The following is a 17,815-nucleotide window of genomic DNA, read 5'->3' as shown; positions in this document are numbered from 1 at the left end:
GCCGCCGCTCTATAGCCAGTCGCGGCCGGTTTGGCCATAGCGGCAGCTTTGGGCGCTTCAGCGCCAGTGACGGCCCTCAGTCGCCAGACCAAAATCGGAAGGGGCGAGCGCATAGGCCGCCAATCCGTGCAGCGCGGCCTGCGGATGTGTGACCACGAAAGTCGGTATTCCGTGCAGCACAGCCTGATGCGGCGCCTTGTCCTCGAAGGCCTCCCGGAACTCACCGCTTTGCAGGGCTGGCAGGATCTTCGGCGAGATCCCACCGGCGAGAAACACGCCGCCCTTCGCCATGAAGATCAGTGCGAGGTCACCCGCAACCCGCCCGAGATAGGTGGCAAACAGGCTGAGTGCCTCTCCTGCCAGTGCATCAGCGCCCGCAATGCCAGACGTAGAGACCTCTGCCGGGTCGTCATAGGCCGGTGTCCGGTTCCCTTCTGCCTTGCATAGCGCTCGATAGATATTCATGAGGCCGCGGCCTGACAGAAGCTCTTCGGCCGAGATCCGGCCGAGTTTGGCATGGGTGTCGCGCACGGGCGTCAGATGCGGCCAGATCTGGTGGTCGCGCGCCGTCCGCGGTCCAACATCCACATGTCCGCCTTCACCGGGAACCGGAAACCACATGTCGCGAGCCCTGACGAGACCCGCTACGCCGAGACCCGTGCCAGGACCGAGCACAACGCGGGACCCGAGGGGTGCCTCGCTGAGCGAGCCCAGAGGATGCCGGTCGGAGGGCTCAAGCGTTGCGGCCGCCAAGGCCTGTGCCTCGAAGTCATTCAGCAGCAGCACCTCGGCGAAGCCAAGCTCCGCCATCAGCACCTTGGGGCGAACTATCCAGGGGAAGTTGGTGAGAGGAACTTCATCTCCCTTGATCGGTCCGGCGAGCGCCAGGATCAGCGACCGAGGTTTATGGGATGCGGCTTGAAGCACGCTGACGCGGATAGCCTCGTCAATCGTTGCAAAGTCCTTGTTGACCACATTGGGAAAGCTGACGGTCTCGCCACTCTCGTCGACAATGATCGAGAACCGGGCATTGGTGCCGCCGATATCGCCGATGAGAATCGGGAAGGGGAGTTGCTGGTCGCGGAGTGTCTGGGCCATGGTGTGTCCGGTCTTGGCGCCGCTGCCTCAGGCAGTCAGGGTCTGGATCAGGATTTCGGCGGTTGCGAGGTTGAGTGCCATCGGGATGTCGTAAACAGTCGCGAGGCGCATCAACGCCTTGACGTCCACATCATGCGGCATGGGCGTCAAGGGATCGACGAAGAAGACGAGCATGTCGACTTCCCCGGTTGATATCAAGGCGCCAATCTGTTGATCGCCGCCGAGAGGCCCGCTTTTCAGTCGCGTTACATCAAGTTCCGGGCAGGCATCCTTGATCCGTCCGCCGGTTGTGCCGGTGGCGACAATCCGCCAGGGAAGAAGCTTCGTCATGTGCCGCGTCGCGAAGCTGGCCATCTCGTCCTTCATCTGGTCGTGAGCGATCAGGGCAATGCAGGGGACGCGGGTCATGGCGGTTCGATGGCCTCTTTAAATCGATTTGATCAACCGTTTATCGCAGCCGATGCCGCTTGAAAAGGTCATCCGTTTGCGCCTCTCGCTTAGAAGCCAGCCGGCCGCGGTGGCGGGACCGGAACCCAGGCAGGCACGTTGAAGGCAGGGGAGCCATCGACGGGCTGAGAGGGTGCGAAGGCCGAGGCCTGTGCTGCAAGCGCACCGCCGCTCGGGCGGTAGGTCGCCTCCATTTCATCGCTGGGTGCCGGCTGGTTCAGCACGGTGGAGCAGGCGCGCGGCAGATCGGAAAGGCCCATGGCGCGTGGCGGCGGCGCAGGCTTTGCCTTCGGATCTTTCTTCGGCGCCGCCCAAGGCTCCTGTGTGAACCACCAGGCAAGCGACTTGTCACACCCGTCACCGGCGGCAACGGCAGCCTGCGGCTTGCAGCCGGTCGCCCCCTCCGGGCATTTGATCCGGATGTGGAAATGCTCGTCATGGCCATAGATAGGGCGGATCTTGCCAAGCACGGCGCGATCGCCTGTCCAGGTGTCGCAGAGCTTCTTCTTGATCGCCGGATTGACGAAGACGCGCTCCACCTGCGGATAACTCGCGGCCCGAACGACGACCTGTGCATGGGTTGGGGTCCAGCGCTTCTTGTCCACAGTCAGGAACTTGCTCTTGTCCAGCATTGAGGTGAACGGCATGTCCTCGCGCTGTTGCGGGCTGAGCGGCTGGGCTGGCTTTGGGGTAAACCAGATATCGGCATCGAGCCCAATTTGGTGCGAGGCATGCCCCGATAACATCGGCCCGCCGCGCGGCTGCGAAATGTCACCGATCAGGATGCCCGAACCCCAGCCGAGCGCTGCCGCATCGGTTGAGAACCTTTCGAGCAGGGAGATCATGGCCGGATGGCCCCAGCGCCGGTTGCGAGAAAGGCGCATGGCCTGCCAGGTCGGGCCATCGGTCGGGATGGCAACAGCACCGGAGATGCAGCCCTTGGCATAGGATCCGTAAGGAGACGGCGCCGCCTTGCTCGGCAATCGCATGCCCCCGAAGAGTTCCTTGGCTGGGGGCGATTCTGCCATCGCCAGATCGCCCGTCGCGATCGAAAATGCCGCCGTCAGCATGACGGCCCGGGTAAAGCCGCGAGCCCAATTTGCCGCTGTCATCGTTATGTTTGTCCTCGATAGCCCGGCCCTCTGAGCCGCAGGAATCATCTGAAGATCTTATCTTGAAACCAAAATTTGGTGAATCTTCGAATGCCGACACACTCACATCTGTGTCAGCCGTCTGTATTTTGCCGTCATTTGCCCTATCCTGACCCTATGAAAACGAGGGGTATGGTGCATGAGAGCTGGTTTTTCCGCGATCGCAGAACGTTTGACTTGCTGGGCACTCGTCGGCGGGCTCGCGCTGTATGGCGCAGATGTATCCGCGCAGGAACCGACAGAACCGTTCCGCCACGCCGTGGCGATCATTGGAGACCCCAAATATCCGGCAGATTTTTCGCATCTTGACTACGTTAACCCTCAGGCGCCGAAAGGCGGCGAGCTGCGCATGTCTTCGACCGGCACCTTCGATAGCTTCAACATCATCCTCGACCGTGGTGAGGTGGCGCCTGCGCTGGCTCTGGTCTATGACACGCTCCTGAAGGATGTCGATGACGAGATTTCGACGGGATATGGTCTTCTCGCCGAAGGCGTCTCCTTCCCGTCGGATTACTCTTCTGCGACCTTCAGACTGCGTGCTGAAGCGAAATTCTCCGACGGAAAGCCGGTCACGCCGGAGGATGTGATCTTCAGCTTCGAGAAGTTGAAGGAGCACAATCCGCTTTATACGAGCTATTACGGCCATGTGACGTCGGCGGAAAAGACCGGCGACCGGGACGTCACGTTCCGCTTCGATCAGAAGAACAATCGCGAACTGCCCATGATCCTCGGACAGTTCCCGGTCGTCCCGAAGCACTGGTGGGAAGAGGGACGCGATGTGTCCCGCACCATGCTCGAGCCGCCTGTTGGATCAGGTCCCTACAGGATCGCCGATTTCCGTGCGGGGGCAACGATCCGATACGAACTCCGCGATAACTATTGGGGCAAGGACATCAACGTCAACATCGGCCAAAACAATTTCCAGACGATCAGCTATACGATGTTCGGAGATCGAGATGTCGAGTTCGAGGCCTTCCGGTCCGGCAATACTGATTTCTGGACTGAGACGCGTGCCGCTCGATGGGCGACCGGCTTCGACTTCCCCGCAGTCAAGGACGGACGTGTCCGCAAGGAAGAATACGAGAACCCGTTCCGGGCAACCGGCGTCATGCAGGCACTGGTCCCGAACATGCGCCGTGACCTGTTCAAGGACCAGCGCGTTCGCCGCGCCCTGAACTATGCTCTCGACTTCGAGGAGTTGAACCGCACGGTGTTTTATGGCGCCTATCAACGTGTCGACAGCTTCTTTTTCGGTACTGAACTGGCCTCAAGAGGGCTCGCGCAGGGCGAGGAACTCGAACTTCTGAACGGACTGAAGGACAAGGTTCCGGCGGGGGTCTTCGATACGCCCTATGCAAATCCCGTCGGCGGTTCGCCTCAGGCCTCCCGCGACAACCTTCGCAAGGCTGTCGGATTGCTCAAGGAGGCCGGCTTCGAGTTGCGTGGCAATGCCATGGTGAATGCTGCAACGGGGCAGCCATTCCGTTTCGAGCTGCTGCTATCGAGCCCCCAGTTGGAAGTGGTCGCGGTGCCCTACCAGCAGCAGCTGCGCAAGATCGGCATCGACATGCAGATCCGCACTGTCGATGATGCCCAGTATACCAACAGGCTGCGGTCGTTTGACTACGACATGACTTGGAACGTCTGGGCGCAGACGTTGAATCCCGGCAACGAGCAGAGGGACTATTGGAGTTCGGCTGCCGTTGCGCGGGAGGGGTCGAAGAACTATGCGGGCATTGCCGATCCTGCCGTCGATGCGCTGATCGAGAAGATCATTTTCCCACGGGACCGTGATCAGCAAGTTGCCGCAACGAAAGCGATGGACCGTGTGCTGCTTGCCAACGATTATGTCATTCCGCTCTACTATGGCCAAACGGCTCGATACGCCTTCTGGGATAAGTTCGAGCACCCCTCGGAGCTGCCGGCCTACAGTACCGGCTTTCCGGCCATATGGTGGGCGAAAACCCCGTGAGGCGTGCTCCGGGGTTTGCGCCGAGAGGCTGACGGTCTAGGAATGATGATTGACGAATCGCTCGAGCATGGAGGCGAACGGCTTGGCTGACGCAATGGGTGTGTGCCCGCAACGCAGATCACGGGTCGCGACGGAGCATCCGGCATGACCGCCTATATTCTGCGCCGCCTGCTTCTGATGATCCCGACGATCATCGGCATCATGGGCATCTCCTTCGTCGTCGTGCAGTTTGCCCCGGGTGGCCCGGTCGAACAGGTCATCGCGCAGCTGAGTGGCCAGGGCGACAGCGCCGATGCCCGCCTGTCTGGCGGCGGCGACATGCTCGGTCAACCCAATGGCATGGACGAGGGCGGTTCCCGTTATCGCGGCGCTCAGGGGTTGGACCCTGACCTGATTGCCAAGCTTGAGAAGCAATTCGGTTTCGACAAGCCGCCGGCGGAGCGCTTCCTCGAAATGATGTGGAACTATATCCGTTTCGATTTCGGCGAGAGCTTCTTCCGCAACACCTCGGTCATCGACCTGATCATTGAAAAAATGCCAGTCTCGATCTCGCTCGGGGTCTGGGTCCTCTTGATATCCTATGCGATCTCCATCCCGCTCGGTATCCGCAAAGCCGTGAAGGATGGCTCCACTTTCGATGTGTGGACGTCGGGTATCATCGTTATCGGCTACGCAGTGCCAAGCTTCCTGTTCGGCATCCTTCTGATCGTGCTGTTCGCCGGTGGCTCCTTCTTCGACTGGTTCCCTCTGCGCGGGCTGACCTCAGACAATTTCGCGGCACTCTCCTGGTGGGAGAAGATCCTGGATTACTTCTGGCATCTGGCCTTGCCGCTGACCGCCCTGATCCTGTCCGCCTTCGCCACCACCACGCTTCTCACCAAGAATTCCTTCATTGACGAGATCAAGAAGCAGTACGTCGTGACGGCGCGGGCGAAGGGGTTGGCCGAGCGCCAGGTTCTCTATGGCCACGTCTTCCGCAATGCGATGCTGATCGTGATCGCCGGCATGCCGGGCGCTTTCATCTCGGCCTTCTTCACCGGTTCGCTTCTGATCGAGAACATCTTCTCGCTCGATGGTCTCGGCCGCCTCGGTTACCTCGCCATTGTCAATCGCGACTATCCGATCGTCTTTGCCACGCTCTACATCTTCTCGCTGATGGGCCTCGTGATTAGCCTGGTTTCAGACCTCATCTACACCTGGATCGATCCCCGCATCGACTTCGAACGGAGGGACGTCTAATGTCCGCAATCGAAGTCTCGACCGCATCCGCCCCCGTCAAGCGCCCCTTCCTTACGCCCACGAACAGGCGGCGGTTGGAAAACTTCAAGGCCAATCGACGCGGCTTCTGGTCCTTCTGGATCTTCATGCTGCTCTTCGTGCTCAGTCTTGGGGCGGAATTCATTGCCAACGACAAGCCGATCATTGCGGTCTACAAGGGCGAAGTCCTGTTCCCGGTCCTGGTAGACTATCCAGAGGAGAAGTTCGGTGGCTTTCTCGCGCTCACCGACTACCGCTCGTCCTTCATCTCCGACGAAATCAATGCCAATGGCTGGATGGTCTGGCCGCCGATCCGCTATTCCTATCGCACGGTGAACTCCGAAATCCCGCATTCGGCACCCACGGCACCCTTCTGGCTGATGGACAAGGACACCCGCTGCGCGGCCTATCCGCTGAAGGCGGAAGACCCCAATTGCGTGCTCGGCAACATGAACTGGCTGGGCACCGACGATCAGGCGCGCGATGTCACGGCCCGCATGATCTACGGCTTTCGTATCTCCATTCTCTTCGGATTGGCGCTGACCCTAACTTCAGCTCTGATCGGCGTCACGGCCGGAGCCGTGCAGGGTTATTTCGGCGGCTGGACGGACCTGCTCATGCAGCGCTTTATCGAGATCTGGTCGTCCTTGCCCGTTCTCTACATTCTCCTGATCATCGCCTCGATCCTGCCGCCTGGCTTCTTCGTGTTGCTTGGCATCATGCTGCTCTTCTCCTGGGTCGGTTTCGTCGGCATCGTGCGGGCGGAATTCCTCCGAGCCCGCAATTTCGAATACGTCAATGCCGCACGCGCGCTTGGCGTGGGGAACTGGACCATCATGTTCCGCCATCTCCTGCCCAATGCCATGGTGGCAACCTTGACCTTTCTGCCGTTCATCCTGTCGGGCTCGATCACAACACTGACCTCTCTCGACTTCCTCGGCTTCGGGATGCCGCCTGGCTCCCCCTCGCTCGGCGAACTGATCGCCCAGGGCAAGCGTAACCTCCAGGCGCCCTGGTTGGGCCTCACCGCCTTCTTCACCATGTCGATCATGCTCTCACTGCTGATCTTCGTTGGCGAAGCGGTCCGCGACGCGTTTGACCCGCGAAAGACCTTTCGATGACAAGCAATCCGCTCCTCTCCGTCCGCAATCTTTCTGTCGCCTTCCATCAGGGCGGCCGCGAGAGCCTGGCCGTCGATCGCATTTCCTTCGACATCGGCAGGGGAGAGATCGTCGCCTTGGTCGGAGAATCCGGCTCTGGAAAATCCGTCTCAGCGGCATCGATCCTCAAGCTCCTTCCCTATCCGTCCGCCAGCCACCCGTCCGGCGAGATCCTGTTCGACGGGCAGAACCTGATGACGGCGAGCGAGCCGGAGTTGCGGCATGTGCGCGGCAACGACATCACCATGATCTTCCAGGAGCCGATGACCTCGCTCAATCCGCTCCACACGATCGAGCGACAGATTGGGGAAATCCTGGGCCTGCATCAGGGGATGACAGGGGCAGCGGCGCGCGCCAGAATTCTCGAACTGCTCCATCAGGTCGGTATTCGGGAACCGGAGAAACGCCTGAATGCCTTTCCGCACGAACTGTCAGGCGGTCAACGGCAACGCGTCATGATCGCGATGGCCCTTGCCAACCGGCCAAAATTGCTGGTCGCCGACGAGCCGACCACGGCGCTGGATGTTACTGTTCAGGCCCAGATCCTCGAGCTTTTGGGCAGGCTGAAGACCGAGCACGGCATGTCCATGCTGTTCATCACCCACGATCTCGGCATTGTGCGAAAATTCGCCGATCGGGTCTGCGTCATGACCAAGGGGCGGATCGTCGAAGCGGGCAGGGTTGAGGACATCTTCGAAAATCCGCAACACGACTATACCAAGAAGCTCCTCGGCTCTGAGCCCCGTGGCGAACCGCCCGTGGCGGACACGACGAAGCCTGTTGTCATGCAGGGCGAAGACATTCGCGTCTGGTTTCCGATCAAGGCAGGCTTTCTCCGCAGGACCGTGGATCATGTAAAGGCTGTCGACGGTGTCGATCTCGTGCTCCGCGCCGGGCAGACCCTGGGTGTCGTCGGCGAATCCGGTTCCGGCAAAACCACGCTCGGCCTTGCCCTTGCGCGTCTAATTTCGTCGCGTGGGCGCATCAGCTTCATCGGCAAAGATATCGGTTCCTTCTCCTACAGCGACATGCGGCCTCTGCGAGACAAGCTGCAGATCGTCTTTCAGGATCCCTTCGGTTCGCTCAGCCCCCGAATGTCGATTGGTGAAATCATCGCTGAAGGATTGAAGGTGCACGAGAAACGCCTGTCGGCTGAAGAGCGAGATGCACGAGTCTGCTGGGCGCTTGAGGAAGTCGGGCTCGATCCCGCAACGCGCTGGCGATATCCGCATGAATTCTCCGGTGGCCAGAGACAGCGCATCGCGATTGCCAGGGCCATGGTTCTGAAGCCTCGCTTCGTGATGCTTGACGAGCCGACGTCTGCACTCGATATGACCGTTCAAGCTCAGGTCGTTGACCTCCTGCGTGACCTGCAGGCGAGGCACGATCTCGCATATCTGTTCATCAGCCACGATCTCAAGGTGGTGAAGGCGCTCGCCAACGACCTGATTGTGATGCGGGCCGGAAAGGTTGTCGAGCAGGGGCCGGCGGCAGATGTCTTCGCTGCCCCGAAAGCAGACTATACCAAAGCGCTGATGGCCGCTGCCTTCAGCCTCGAAGCCGTTGAGACCGGCGGCATGCGCCAGTAGTGAAAGCGATCTAATGTCCGACCAGAACTCCATCATCGTCGATCTTAAGTTCGGCCGCGACGACGTGGCTAAAGCATTGAAGACAGCCTTCCCCGGACGCTCTGTGATCGATCTTGGCGATCCGACCCAGAAAGACATCGACCTCTCACAGGCGTCTTATGCCGTCGTGTGGAAGCCCGATCCGTCCCTGTTCAGCCGGGCGGCAAGTTTAAAGGCGATCTTTTCCGGGGGGGCAGGCGTCGACCATGTGCTGTCCGTCCCGGGACTGCCCAACCTGCCTGTCGTGCGTTTCGTCGACCGCAGCCTGACGGACCGGATGAGCGAATGGGTGGTCTGGCAGTGCCTGCATCATCTGCGCCATGGGTTTGCCTATGCCCGGCAGCAGAGGGCGAAAACCTGGAACGAGATCGGCGGCCAGCCGGAAGCGAGAGACGTGACCGTCGGTGTCATGGGGTTGGGTGTTCTGGGGTCCGATGCCGCACAAAAGCTGAAGACCATGGGCTTTAATGTCATCGGTTGGTCCCGCCGCAAGAAGGAGATTGCGGGGGTCGAGACCTTCGATGTCGCGACACTCGATGATTTCCTCGCTCGCACCGACATACTGGTCGGCCTGTTGCCGCTGACGGCTGAGACGCATGGACTGTTTGATCGCGCGCTCTTCTCGAAACTTCGCCGCGATGGCGTCCTCGGTGGCCCGATCTTTCTCAATGCCGGCCGTGGCGGGAGCCAGGTGGAGGTCGACATTATCGACTGCCTTCGCGATGGCACATTGAAAGCGGCGTCTCTGGATATCTTCGAGCGCGAGCCTCTGTCCACCGAAAGCCCTCTCTGGCAGATGGATAATCTCGTGATTACGCCCCATGCGGCTGCCGCGTCAGACGTTCGCGCCTTGTTTCGACATGTCGAAGAGCAAATTCAGAGGGTCGAAGCAGGGCAGCCGCTTCAGCATGTCGTCGACAGAAGCGTGGGTTACTGAAACCAGGCGGAACAAACCCATGCTGCTCCCGTTTGTCCATGGAGCCCACCTCTGCGGAGGTCGCGCACTGACAAACAAGGGAGCAAGCCATGAGCAGCCGCATCGACCTGCCCAATACGACGGATCGCAACACCAGAGGTCTCAAGCCCGAACCCATGACCGCAACGGACGCACGTCAGGGCTTTCGCGGTAAGCCAGTTCTGATCGTTCTGCTGGCAGGCCTAATCCTTGCCATGCTGGTCTGGATCCCTGCCGAGTGGTGGGGCAATTCGATTGCGCCCGACACGCCGGCAAACCAGCCCTCGGTCGAGACCGCGCCTTCCCCTGCGGAAAACCAGTCTGGCGCCACACCACAATCCAATCCGACGCCGAGCGAGTAAGCTGATATCCCCGGCTGGACAATCGGCAATTGATTACCGATAACTCGCAAGGAAGGCGGCCGAACCGTTTCGGCCGTTTGCCGCGGTTCGCCCGCGGAGGGAAGGCATCTGCCAATGACGAAGACTGATATCGCAACCAGGGTTTACAATCATGCCTGGAAGCTCGATCCGATCATCCGCAGTCTGATCGACACCGATTTCTACAAGCTTCTGATGTTGCAGATGATCTGGAAGCTTTATCCGGACGTCAACGCCACCTTCACCCTGATCAATCGCACAAAGACGGTGCGTCTTGCAGACGAGATCAACGAGCAGGAACTGCGAGACCAACTGGACCATGTCCGCTCGCTGCGCCTGACCAAGAAAGAACTGATTTGGCTCGCCGGTAACAGCTTCTACGGCCGCTCGCAGATCTTCGAGCCGGAATTTCTGACCTGGCTCTCCAACCTGCAGCTCCCGGAATACGAACTGACGACCCGAGACGGTCAATACGAGCTCACCTTTCACGGATCCTGGATGGAAACGACGCTGTGGGAAATTCCTGCACTCGCCATCATCAATGAGCTGCGTTCGCGCGCAGCCATGAAGTCGCTCGGATATTTCACTCTCGACGTGCTGTATGCCCGGGCCAAGGCCAAGATGTGGTCCAAGGTGGAGCGCCTGCGCGAGCTGCCGGGTCTGCGCATTTCCGATTTCGGTACCCGTCGTCGACATAGTTTCCTTTGGCAACGCTGGTGCGTCGAGGCGCTGAAGGAAGGTATCGGCCCGGCTTTTACCGGGACCAGCAACGTGCTGCTCGCCATGGATTCGGATCTTGAGGCCGTGGGCACCAATGCCCATGAGTTGCCCATGGTGATCGCGGCCCTCGCGCAGACAGACGAGGAATTGGCCACCGCGCCTTATCGGGTGCTGAAGGACTGGAACACGCTCTACGGCGGCAACCTCCTGATCGTTCTGCCTGACGCTTATGGAACGACCTCCTTTCTCCGCAATGCTCCGGAATGGGTTGCAGACTGGACAGGCTTTCGACCCGACAGCGCCCCGCCGATCGAGGGCGGAGAGAAGATCATCGAGTGGTGGCAGAAGATGGGACGCGACCCCCGCAAGAAATTGCTTATCTTTTCCGATGGGCTCGATGTCGACGCCATCATCGACACCTACCGACACTTCGCAGGGCGTGTGCGGATGAGCTTCGGCTGGGGTACTAACCTGACCAATGACTTTGCTGGCTGCGCGCCGAGCGAGATCGCAGGCCTCAAGCCTATTTCGATCGTCTGCAAGGTTTCAGAGGCCAATGGGCGCCCCGCCGTCAAGCTTTCCGACAACCCGCGCAAGGCTACAGGTGATCCGCGCGAGGTGGAGCGCTATCTGCGCTTCTTTGGTTCAGAAGATCGCGTGGAGCAGGCTGTCCTCGTCTAACGGCCGCAGCGCTTGCATCTCGCTCTGAAGGCATGCACTTTTGTCGCTGGACGGGAGGGAGCCCGTCTGCCAGGGAGGAAGACGCATGGACATGCAGGGAAGCGAACGGATTGAAGCGCCGATTGAGACGGTGTGGCAGGCGTTGAACGATCCGGACATACTCCGACAGGCTATCCCCGGCTGTGAAATGCTTGAGAAGACGAGCGAAACCAGCATGACCGCGCTTGTTGTCCTGAAGATCGGACCAATCAAGGCAAAGTTCGAAGGATTGGTTGAACTGCAGAACCTTGATCCGCCGCATGCCTACACCATTTCCGGTGAAGGCAAGGGCGGCCTCGCCGGCTTCGCCAAGGGTGGAGCTGACGTGTCGCTGGCCGAAGATGGAGAGAATGCCACCATCCTCACCTATGTCGTTCGCGCGGAGGTCGGAGGCAAGATCGCTCAGCTCGGTAGCCGTCTGATCGAATCGACCTCAAAGAAGCTGGCAGGGGAGTTCTTCGCCAGTTTTCGCACAGTGGTGGAAGGACATGCCGATGTCACCGGTTGAATGCAGAAAGCCTTGCACAAGGCAACCATCAGATGCTCGACCTTACCCGAAATGATTCGGTGGGTAAGGGGACATGATGATGACCGAAGGACCGGACCAGTACTTTGAACAACAGGACATGGCGATCCAGCTCATGCTTCTGGAAAACAAGTCCGACGAATTGACCGATATCCTGGTGGAAGCTCTGCAGGACGCACTTGAGTTGCTGCGTGACGAACTCGCGACCGTTCATTGACGGCCGAATACCTGGTCAGCTTTTCTGTCAGAACCGATCTGAAACAGAAATGCCGGCCGGGCCGAGAATAACTGCGATAAGCACGGGCAGGAAGAAGAGGATCATCGGAACCGTTAGTTTGGGTGGTAGAGCTGCAGCTTTCTTCTCCGCCTCGTTCATGCGTTCGTCACGGCCTTCCTGCGCCAGGACACGAAGGGCCTGAGCGACCGGTGTTCCGTAGCGGTCGGCCTGGATCAGGGCTTGGACGACGTTCTTGACGCTATCAAGCTGTGTGCGAGTACCGAGATTTTCCAGCGCCTGCCGGCGATCTGGCAAGAAGGAGAGTTCGGCCGTGGTCAGAACCATCTCCTCTGCGAGTTCCGCTGATTGCTCCGCAATTTCATCAGCGACGCGTCGCATGGCAGATTCGAGCGAAATACCGGATTCAACGCAGATGAGCATGAGGTCGAGAGCATCCGGCCAGGCGCGTTTGATCGATTGCTGACGCTTTGAAATCTTGTTCGAGACATAGATGTTGGGCAGATAAAAGCCCACATAGCCACCGACGATGACGGCGAGCAGCCGCATTGGCATACCCTTGTCGGCGAGGTTTCCCAGCAGGAAGACCCAGATGCCTGTCAGGGTCAACGTGGCGAATGGCAAGAGAAAGCGTGCAACGAGAAAGATGTTGAGCGCATTCTGCGAACGAAGGCCGGCGGCTTTCAGTTTGTCGACGGTCTTGTCGTCGACAAGCGCTTTGCGCAGATTGAAACGCTCGACGATCTGACGGACCGACTGGTTGTTCGTGGCGCGCAGCGACGCACGACCCTGTGATGCATCGGAATTCATTTTCGCGCGCTCGCGTGACCGGATCAGGTCGCGCTCGGATGAAACAGCACGCATGCGCTTGTTCAGGTCGCCCTTCTCGAAAAGCGGCATGACCAGCGTGTAGAATGTCGCAAAGACCGCGAGAGACACGAGGACCGCGATGATCAGGGTCGGGTCCGTGACCTGTTTAGCCCATTGGTCGCTCATATCTGCCGTTCCCTAGATATCGAAATTGATCATGTTGCGCATGACGAGCAGACCGATGCTCATCCAGACGGCTGAGCCGCCGAGGATGAGATGGCCACGAGGATCCGTGAACAGGACCATGATGTATTCAGGCGAGGTCAGGTAAACGAGCAGCGCCACTATAAATGGCAGAGCCCCGATGATCGCAGCGGAAGCCTTGGCCTCCATGGACAAGGCCTGAACCTTGGCCTTCATCTTCTTTCGGTCACGCAGGACCCGTGACAGGTTGCTCAAGGCTTCCGAAAGATTGCCCCCTGCCTGACCCTGGATGGCAACAACGATCGCGAAGAAGCTGACTTCCGGCAGCGGCATCGATTGATGCATGCGCGCCACCGCATCCGGCACGCCAAGGCCCAATTGCTGCGATTCCACCACGCGGCGGAACTCCGTCTTCACCGGCTCCTGGCCGTCCGCCGAGATCATCCGGATTGCGTCGTTGAGCGGCAGGCCAGATCGGATAGAGCGGACCATGACGTCGAGCGCATTCGGAAACTCCTCAAGAAACTGCTTCTGACGGCGTTTAATGAGAAAGCCGATGAACCAGCGCGGAATACCCAGCGAGGCAATGACCACGACCCCGAGCATGACGAGAGGCGAAAATCCGCCGAGGAAGCTGAAAATCAGCGCGAAAAGCCCGAAGGCAGCACTGAAGAGATAGAATTGAACGGGTGTAATGGAGAGATTTGCCTGTCCGAGCCGAGCCTTGAGGCTCAGCTCATTCTGCTTCTTGGTCCGTTCAGCCTGCTTCTTCTCCAGCTCCTTCAGCGAGTCCTGCACGGATTTACGCCGCTTGGAGATCTCCTGCACACGGTCCCGCGCCGCCTTCACCTTGATGGTGTCGGTCTCGGCAGATTTGACCCGGCTGATCCTGTTCGTCGTCTTGCGATCGGTCTCGATCCGGGTATAGAGCGCGCCATAGGCAATGGCGCCCGTTGACAATGCAACGAGCAGGACGATTGCCAGGATTGTCGGATCTACACCGAACATCGCCTCACACTCCCTTGGATTTCTGTTCCATCGCGTCGAGTGCCGCTGCGAGGCGTCGTTCTTCGTTGTAGTAGCGGGCCCGGTCCCAGAAATGCGGCTTGCCGATGCCAGTCGAGACATGCCGGCCAATAATGCGGCCGCTGGCATCTTCGCCCTCCATCTCGTAGCGAACGAGGTCCTGCGTGATGATCACGTCGCCTTCCATGCCGAGCACTTCCGTGATGTGCGTAATGCGGCGGGAACCGTCGCGCAGACGGGCGGCCTGGATGATGACGTCGATTGATCCGGAGATAATCTCGCGGACAGTCTTTGCCGGGAGCGAGAAACCGCCCATGGCGATCATCGATTCCATACGGTTCAGGCACTCGCGCGGCGTGTTGGCGTGGATGGTGCCCATTGAGCCGTCATGACCGGTGTTCATTGCCTGGAGAAGGTCGAAAACCTCCGGTCCGCGCACTTCACCGACGATGATGCGTTCAGGGCGCATACGCAGGCAGTTCTTGACGAGATCACGCATCGTGATCTCGCCTTCGCCTTCGATGTTCGGCGGGCGGGTTTCGAGGCGCACGACATGCGGCTGCTGCAGCTGTAGTTCGGCCGTATCTTCGCAGGTGATGACGCGCTCGTCGAGGTCGATGTAACCTGTGAGGCAGTTGAGAAGCGTGGTCTTGCCCGAGCCCGTACCACCTGAGATGACCACATTGCAGCGAACACGTCCGATGATCTGCAGGACCTCGGCGCCCTCGGGCGTGATTGCGCCGAACTTGACCAGCTGATCAAGCTTCAGCTTGTCTTTCTTGAACTTACGAATGGTCAGCGCCGGCCCATCGATTGCAAGCGGGGGAGCAATGACGTTGACACGGGAGCCGTCGGGCAGACGGGCGTCGCAAATCGGGCTGGATTCATCGACGCGACGGCCAACCTGGCTGACGATGCGCTGGCAGATCGACAAAAGCTGCGCATTGTCGCGGAAGCGGACGTCCGATTCGATTGTCTTGCCGGCCACTTCGATGAAGGTCTGTCCCGAGCCGTTGACCATGATGTCGGCGATGTCGTCGCGCGCCAGCAGTGGTTCGAGCGGACCATAGCCCAGCACGTCGTTGCAGATATCTTCGAGCAGTTCTTCCTGCTCGGAGATCGACATCGCGAAGTTCTTGATCGTGATGATGTCGTTGACGATATCGCGGATTTCTTCGCGCGCACTCTCGCCGTCCAGCTTGGCGAGCTGCGAGAGGTCGATCGTATCGATTAGCGCCGAAAAAACCTGGCTCTTCGTGTCGTAATACTCGTCCGTGCGCTGCGGTTTTTTCCGTTGCGGGGTCTGCATCGGTGGCGGCGTAACCTGCTGGCGTGCGCTCGCCTCCGGACTGCCGGGCTCAAGCGGTGCGCTGCTAGGTCGCGCTGCGGGCGCCGCAGGCGCAGCCTGCGGAGGTATCGTGCCAACGCCCGATCCACCCTTGCCGAAACCCTCGTTTCCGCGTTTGCCAAACATGAGCTCTACCCGTTCTTACACGTGTTATTTCTTGCGAAGCTTTTCAATCAGCGAGCCCAGGCCCGCCTTTTTCGGCTTTTTGATCGTTGCGCGGCCGGTCACCAGATGCGCGAGCTGTGAGAACGTCTCCGCGGTCGGTGCCTTTCCGTCGAGCTCCGAGATCATGCGTCCACTGTTTGCCGCAGTGCCGAAAAGCTGCGCATCGAAGGGGATGATCGCAACCGGCTCCATCTCGAGCGGCTCGAAAAAGTCGTTCGGGGCAATCTCGGGCCGCTTCGGCATGCCAACCTGATTGAGGATCAGATGCGGCGGCTTGTCGTTGGGACGCAGTTTCTTCAACGCGTCGAGCATGTTCTTCATGTTGCGCAGATTGGCGAGATCCGGTGCGCAGGTAATCACGATTTCGTCCGCGTCACCGAGGACAGCCCGGGTCCACTCGGCCCATGTATGCGGCAGGTCGAGCACGGTCATGGGTGTGCTGCGCTGGAGGAGATCAAGGATCGGCTGGAAGGCGCCGCGCTCGTAGTCATAACCCCGATCGAGCATTGACGGTGCGGCGAGCAGGGAGAGATTTTGTCCGCAATTGGTCAACAGGCGGTCAAGAAAGACTTCGTCTAGCCGCTCAGGCGCAAACACGGCCTCTGCCATGCCTTGGGTCGGATCCTGGTCGAAATCAATATTGGCCGTGCCGAACGGCAGGTCGAGATCCGCAAGGACGGTCTCGGTGGAAAACAATGACGCGATGCCGAAAGCGCAGTTGTGAGCGATGGTGGAAGAGCCGACGCCCCCCTTTGCCCCGATGAAGGCGATGGTCCGCCCAAGAGGTTCTGCGTCCGGGTCGACGAAGATCGAAGCAATCGCGCCCATGACATCGGCCATGGAAAAAGGCGCGACAATGTATTCCGAGATCCCGTTGCGAATAAGTTCGCGGTAGAGAGCAATATCGTTGTGCCGTCCAACAATGATGACACGGGTGCTCGGGTCACAGACCTCCGCCAGCGGCGCAAGCTCGTTCAAAAGGTCACGCGGCGCGGATTCGGTTTCCAGGATGATCAGGTTGGGTGTTGGCGTGGAGCCGAACATGCTGGCAGCAGCGGCAATGTTGCCATGCGTGATGCGGAGGCTGACACGTGCGAGCCGGCGATCGACCGCGCACTGGTCCATCACGCGGTGGAACGCGTCGGATACGCAGAATGCGTGGACGGAAATACGGGGGAGGGGGCGCAAGGCCTCAACATCGCCCGAGGCCACGGTTTCGGAATAACCGCGGCCAGGGGATGTTCCGGTGTCGAATTCGTAGTCGATCGCGCTCATGCTTCTGTTCCTGTCTTCAGCACCGGTTGCCTCAATCGCTCGATGTGTCTTCGCCGCTTCGATAAAGTCCGATCACCGTAGAGCGGCGTGCCGCATCGATCGGGGCTGCGTCGCGCGGCGTAACGAGATCCATCGGATTGGCAATCTGGGCGGCCAGGTTGCTCTGCGTCGCGCAGCCGAAATTGTGATAGTTGCGATTGCTGTAGGTGTTGTTCTGAAGGTCCTCTGGCCATTCGCCACAAGGATTGGTAACAGCCGTGATCGCCACGTAGCTGAGGCGTACCGGAGCAGCATCTCCGGATGCGCCAGCCGGGTACGACGTTTCGATGATGCGGTTGGCCTGGACCCCACGGGTCGTAAGCACGTTGCGGATCTGCTTGCGCATACCGGCTGCGGCCCCGGCATTCGGGGAGCCATGCGGGAGCTGGATCTGGATTGTGCCCGTCGACGCTGCGAGATAGTCGGCCGCGAACCCGGCAATGGAATCCTGTACCCCGACAGTAAAGGCGCGGTCGCCGGAGGCAACGGGCACGTCCAGTGTATGCTCGACTTCGCTCAGCATGATCGGATGACGCGTGCGATAATCATCGGGGATGCCTGAGGTCGACATCTTGTCTTTGTTCGTACCACAGCCGGTCACCACCAGCGGGCAGCCGACAACGATGGCGGCGAGGAGTAGCGTGTGGATCGGACGACGTGCGAATGCCATGGTCTGGCGGCTTTCTCTGCTGTTGGGGC

General features: G+C 59.8%; 17 protein-coding genes. 9 read left to right on the top strand and 8 right to left on the bottom strand.

Annotated elements, in window-relative coordinates:
* Positions 1 to 57: 57 nt before the first annotated feature.
* From IP76_RS10775 to mepA, 3 genes are all read right to left on the bottom strand, one after another.
* The gene (locus tag IP76_RS10775) at positions 58 to 1,098 is read right to left on the bottom strand and encodes a glucokinase (RefSeq protein WP_054158220.1); all 1,041 of its coding nucleotides are present in this window, start codon (positions 1,096 to 1,098) and stop codon (positions 58 to 60) included.
* Between the two features lie 27 nt (positions 1,099 to 1,125).
* Positions 1,126 to 1,506 carry a methylglyoxal synthase gene (locus tag IP76_RS10770; protein ID WP_054158219.1) on the bottom strand — a complete coding sequence of 127 codons (381 nt, stop codon included), beginning with the start codon at positions 1,504 to 1,506 and terminating at the stop codon, positions 1,126 to 1,128.
* Positions 1,507 to 1,595: 89 nt separating this feature from the next.
* Positions 1,596 to 2,657 carry a penicillin-insensitive murein endopeptidase gene (gene mepA, locus IP76_RS10765; protein WP_054158218.1) on the bottom strand — a complete coding sequence of 354 codons (1,062 nt, stop codon included), beginning with the start codon at positions 2,655 to 2,657 and terminating at the stop codon, positions 1,596 to 1,598.
* A gap of 178 nt (positions 2,658 to 2,835) precedes the next feature.
* On the opposite strand from mepA, the gene IP76_RS10760 reads away from it, so the two are divergent.
* The 9 genes from IP76_RS10760 to IP76_RS23100 all read left to right on the top strand — a co-directional run bounded on the left by IP76_RS10760 (position 2,836) and on the right by IP76_RS23100 (position 12,231).
* A complete protein-coding gene (locus IP76_RS10760; protein WP_054158217.1) occupies positions 2,836 to 4,668 on the top strand; it encodes an extracellular solute-binding protein in 1,833 nt (610 codons plus the stop codon).
* 144 nt (positions 4,669 to 4,812) lie between these two features.
* Positions 4,813 to 5,907 carry a microcin C ABC transporter permease YejB gene (locus IP76_RS10755; protein WP_054158216.1) on the top strand — a complete coding sequence of 365 codons (1,095 nt, stop codon included), beginning with the start codon at positions 4,813 to 4,815 and terminating at the stop codon, positions 5,905 to 5,907.
* A complete protein-coding gene (locus IP76_RS10750; RefSeq protein WP_054158215.1) occupies positions 5,907 to 7,046 on the top strand; it encodes an ABC transporter permease in 1,140 nt (379 codons plus the stop codon). Before IP76_RS10755 ends, IP76_RS10750 begins: the two co-directional genes overlap by 1 nt.
* Positions 7,043 to 8,674, top strand: coding sequence for an ABC transporter ATP-binding protein (locus tag IP76_RS10745; RefSeq protein ID WP_054158214.1), 1,632 nt, complete (start codon positions 7,043 to 7,045; stop codon positions 8,672 to 8,674). Before IP76_RS10750 ends, IP76_RS10745 begins: the two co-directional genes overlap by 4 nt.
* A 13-nt stretch (positions 8,675 to 8,687) precedes the next feature.
* Complete coding sequence (locus IP76_RS10740) at positions 8,688 to 9,650, top strand: glyoxylate/hydroxypyruvate reductase A (protein WP_054158213.1); 963 nt, start codon at positions 8,688 to 8,690, stop codon at positions 9,648 to 9,650.
* An 89-nt stretch (positions 9,651 to 9,739) separates the two neighbouring features.
* Positions 9,740 to 10,030 (top strand): hypothetical protein, encoded by a 291-nt coding sequence (locus tag IP76_RS10735; RefSeq protein ID WP_054158212.1) that lies wholly within the window; start codon positions 9,740 to 9,742, stop codon positions 10,028 to 10,030.
* Between the two features lie 114 nt (positions 10,031 to 10,144).
* Complete coding sequence (pncB, locus tag IP76_RS10730; RefSeq protein WP_054158211.1) at positions 10,145 to 11,449, top strand: nicotinate phosphoribosyltransferase; 1,305 nt, start codon at positions 10,145 to 10,147, stop codon at positions 11,447 to 11,449.
* Positions 11,450 to 11,534: 85 nt separating this feature from the next.
* Complete coding sequence (locus IP76_RS10725) at positions 11,535 to 11,996, top strand: CoxG family protein (RefSeq protein WP_054158210.1); 462 nt, start codon at positions 11,535 to 11,537, stop codon at positions 11,994 to 11,996.
* 73 nt (positions 11,997 to 12,069) lie between these two features.
* Positions 12,070 to 12,231, top strand: a complete 162-nt coding sequence (locus tag IP76_RS23100; RefSeq protein ID WP_156318542.1) for a hypothetical protein — start codon at positions 12,070 to 12,072, stop codon at positions 12,229 to 12,231.
* A 27-nt stretch (positions 12,232 to 12,258) separates the two neighbouring features.
* On the opposite strand, the gene IP76_RS10720 is transcribed toward IP76_RS23100, so the two are convergent.
* The 5 genes from IP76_RS10720 to IP76_RS10700 are packed head-to-tail and all read right to left on the bottom strand — an operon-like array spanning position 12,259 to position 17,786.
* On the bottom strand, positions 12,259 to 13,245 hold the full coding sequence (locus IP76_RS10720) for a type II secretion system F family protein (RefSeq protein WP_054158209.1): 987 nt from the start codon (positions 13,243 to 13,245) through the stop codon (positions 12,259 to 12,261).
* Between the two features lie 12 nt (positions 13,246 to 13,257).
* On the bottom strand, positions 13,258 to 14,271 hold the full coding sequence (locus IP76_RS10715) for a type II secretion system F family protein (protein ID WP_054158208.1): 1,014 nt from the start codon (positions 14,269 to 14,271) through the stop codon (positions 13,258 to 13,260).
* Between the two features lie 4 nt (positions 14,272 to 14,275).
* Positions 14,276 to 15,763: a CpaF family protein gene (locus IP76_RS10710; RefSeq protein ID WP_054158207.1), complete on the bottom strand. Its 1,488-nt coding sequence runs from the start codon at positions 15,761 to 15,763 to the stop codon at positions 14,276 to 14,278.
* Positions 15,764 to 15,787: 24 nt separating this feature from the next.
* Positions 15,788 to 17,077 carry a CtpF protein gene (locus tag IP76_RS10705; protein WP_054158206.1) on the bottom strand — a complete coding sequence of 430 codons (1,290 nt, stop codon included), beginning with the start codon at positions 17,075 to 17,077 and terminating at the stop codon, positions 15,788 to 15,790.
* A 31-nt stretch (positions 17,078 to 17,108) separates the two neighbouring features.
* Complete coding sequence (locus IP76_RS10700) at positions 17,109 to 17,786, bottom strand: CpaD family pilus assembly protein (RefSeq protein WP_054158324.1); 678 nt, start codon at positions 17,784 to 17,786, stop codon at positions 17,109 to 17,111.
* Positions 17,787 to 17,815 lie beyond the last annotated feature (29 nt).

The organism is Rhizobium sp. AAP43 (assembly GCF_001296045.1).
Classification (GTDB): domain Bacteria; phylum Pseudomonadota; class Alphaproteobacteria; order Rhizobiales; family Rhizobiaceae; genus Allorhizobium.
This window is presented reverse-complemented; position numbering and strand designations above follow the sequence as displayed.

Excerpts from the sequence above, each read along its gene's own strand:
- pncB (WP_054158211.1), top strand. The coding sequence starts at position 10,145 with ATGACGAAGACTGATATCGCAACCAGGGTTTACAATCATGCCTGGAAG.
- IP76_RS10700 (WP_054158324.1), bottom strand. The coding sequence starts at position 17,786 with ATGGCATTCGCACGTCGTCCGATCCACACGCTACTCCTCGCCGCCATC.
- IP76_RS10710 (WP_054158207.1), bottom strand. The coding sequence starts at position 15,763 with ATGTTTGGCAAACGCGGAAACGAGGGTTTCGGCAAGGGTGGATCGGGC.
- IP76_RS10760 (WP_054158217.1), top strand. The coding sequence starts at position 2,836 with ATGAGAGCTGGTTTTTCCGCGATCGCAGAACGTTTGACTTGCTGGGCA.
- IP76_RS10715 (WP_054158208.1), bottom strand. The coding sequence starts at position 14,271 with ATGTTCGGTGTAGATCCGACAATCCTGGCAATCGTCCTGCTCGTTGCA.
- IP76_RS10770 (WP_054158219.1), bottom strand. The coding sequence starts at position 1,506 with ATGACCCGCGTCCCCTGCATTGCCCTGATCGCTCACGACCAGATGAAG.
- IP76_RS10740 (WP_054158213.1), top strand. The coding sequence starts at position 8,688 with ATGTCCGACCAGAACTCCATCATCGTCGATCTTAAGTTCGGCCGCGAC.
- IP76_RS10745 (WP_054158214.1), top strand. The coding sequence starts at position 7,043 with ATGACAAGCAATCCGCTCCTCTCCGTCCGCAATCTTTCTGTCGCCTTC.
- IP76_RS23100 (WP_156318542.1), top strand. The coding sequence starts at position 12,070 with ATGATGATGACCGAAGGACCGGACCAGTACTTTGAACAACAGGACATG.
- mepA (WP_054158218.1), bottom strand. The coding sequence starts at position 2,657 with ATGACAGCGGCAAATTGGGCTCGCGGCTTTACCCGGGCCGTCATGCTG.
- IP76_RS10750 (WP_054158215.1), top strand. The coding sequence starts at position 5,907 with ATGTCCGCAATCGAAGTCTCGACCGCATCCGCCCCCGTCAAGCGCCCC.
- IP76_RS10725 (WP_054158210.1), top strand. The coding sequence starts at position 11,535 with ATGGACATGCAGGGAAGCGAACGGATTGAAGCGCCGATTGAGACGGTG.
- IP76_RS10720 (WP_054158209.1), bottom strand. The coding sequence starts at position 13,245 with ATGAGCGACCAATGGGCTAAACAGGTCACGGACCCGACCCTGATCATC.
- IP76_RS10705 (WP_054158206.1), bottom strand. The coding sequence starts at position 17,077 with ATGAGCGCGATCGACTACGAATTCGACACCGGAACATCCCCTGGCCGC.
- IP76_RS10735 (WP_054158212.1), top strand. The coding sequence starts at position 9,740 with ATGAGCAGCCGCATCGACCTGCCCAATACGACGGATCGCAACACCAGA.
- IP76_RS10775 (WP_054158220.1), bottom strand. The coding sequence starts at position 1,098 with ATGGCCCAGACACTCCGCGACCAGCAACTCCCCTTCCCGATTCTCATC.
- IP76_RS10755 (WP_054158216.1), top strand. The coding sequence starts at position 4,813 with ATGACCGCCTATATTCTGCGCCGCCTGCTTCTGATGATCCCGACGATC.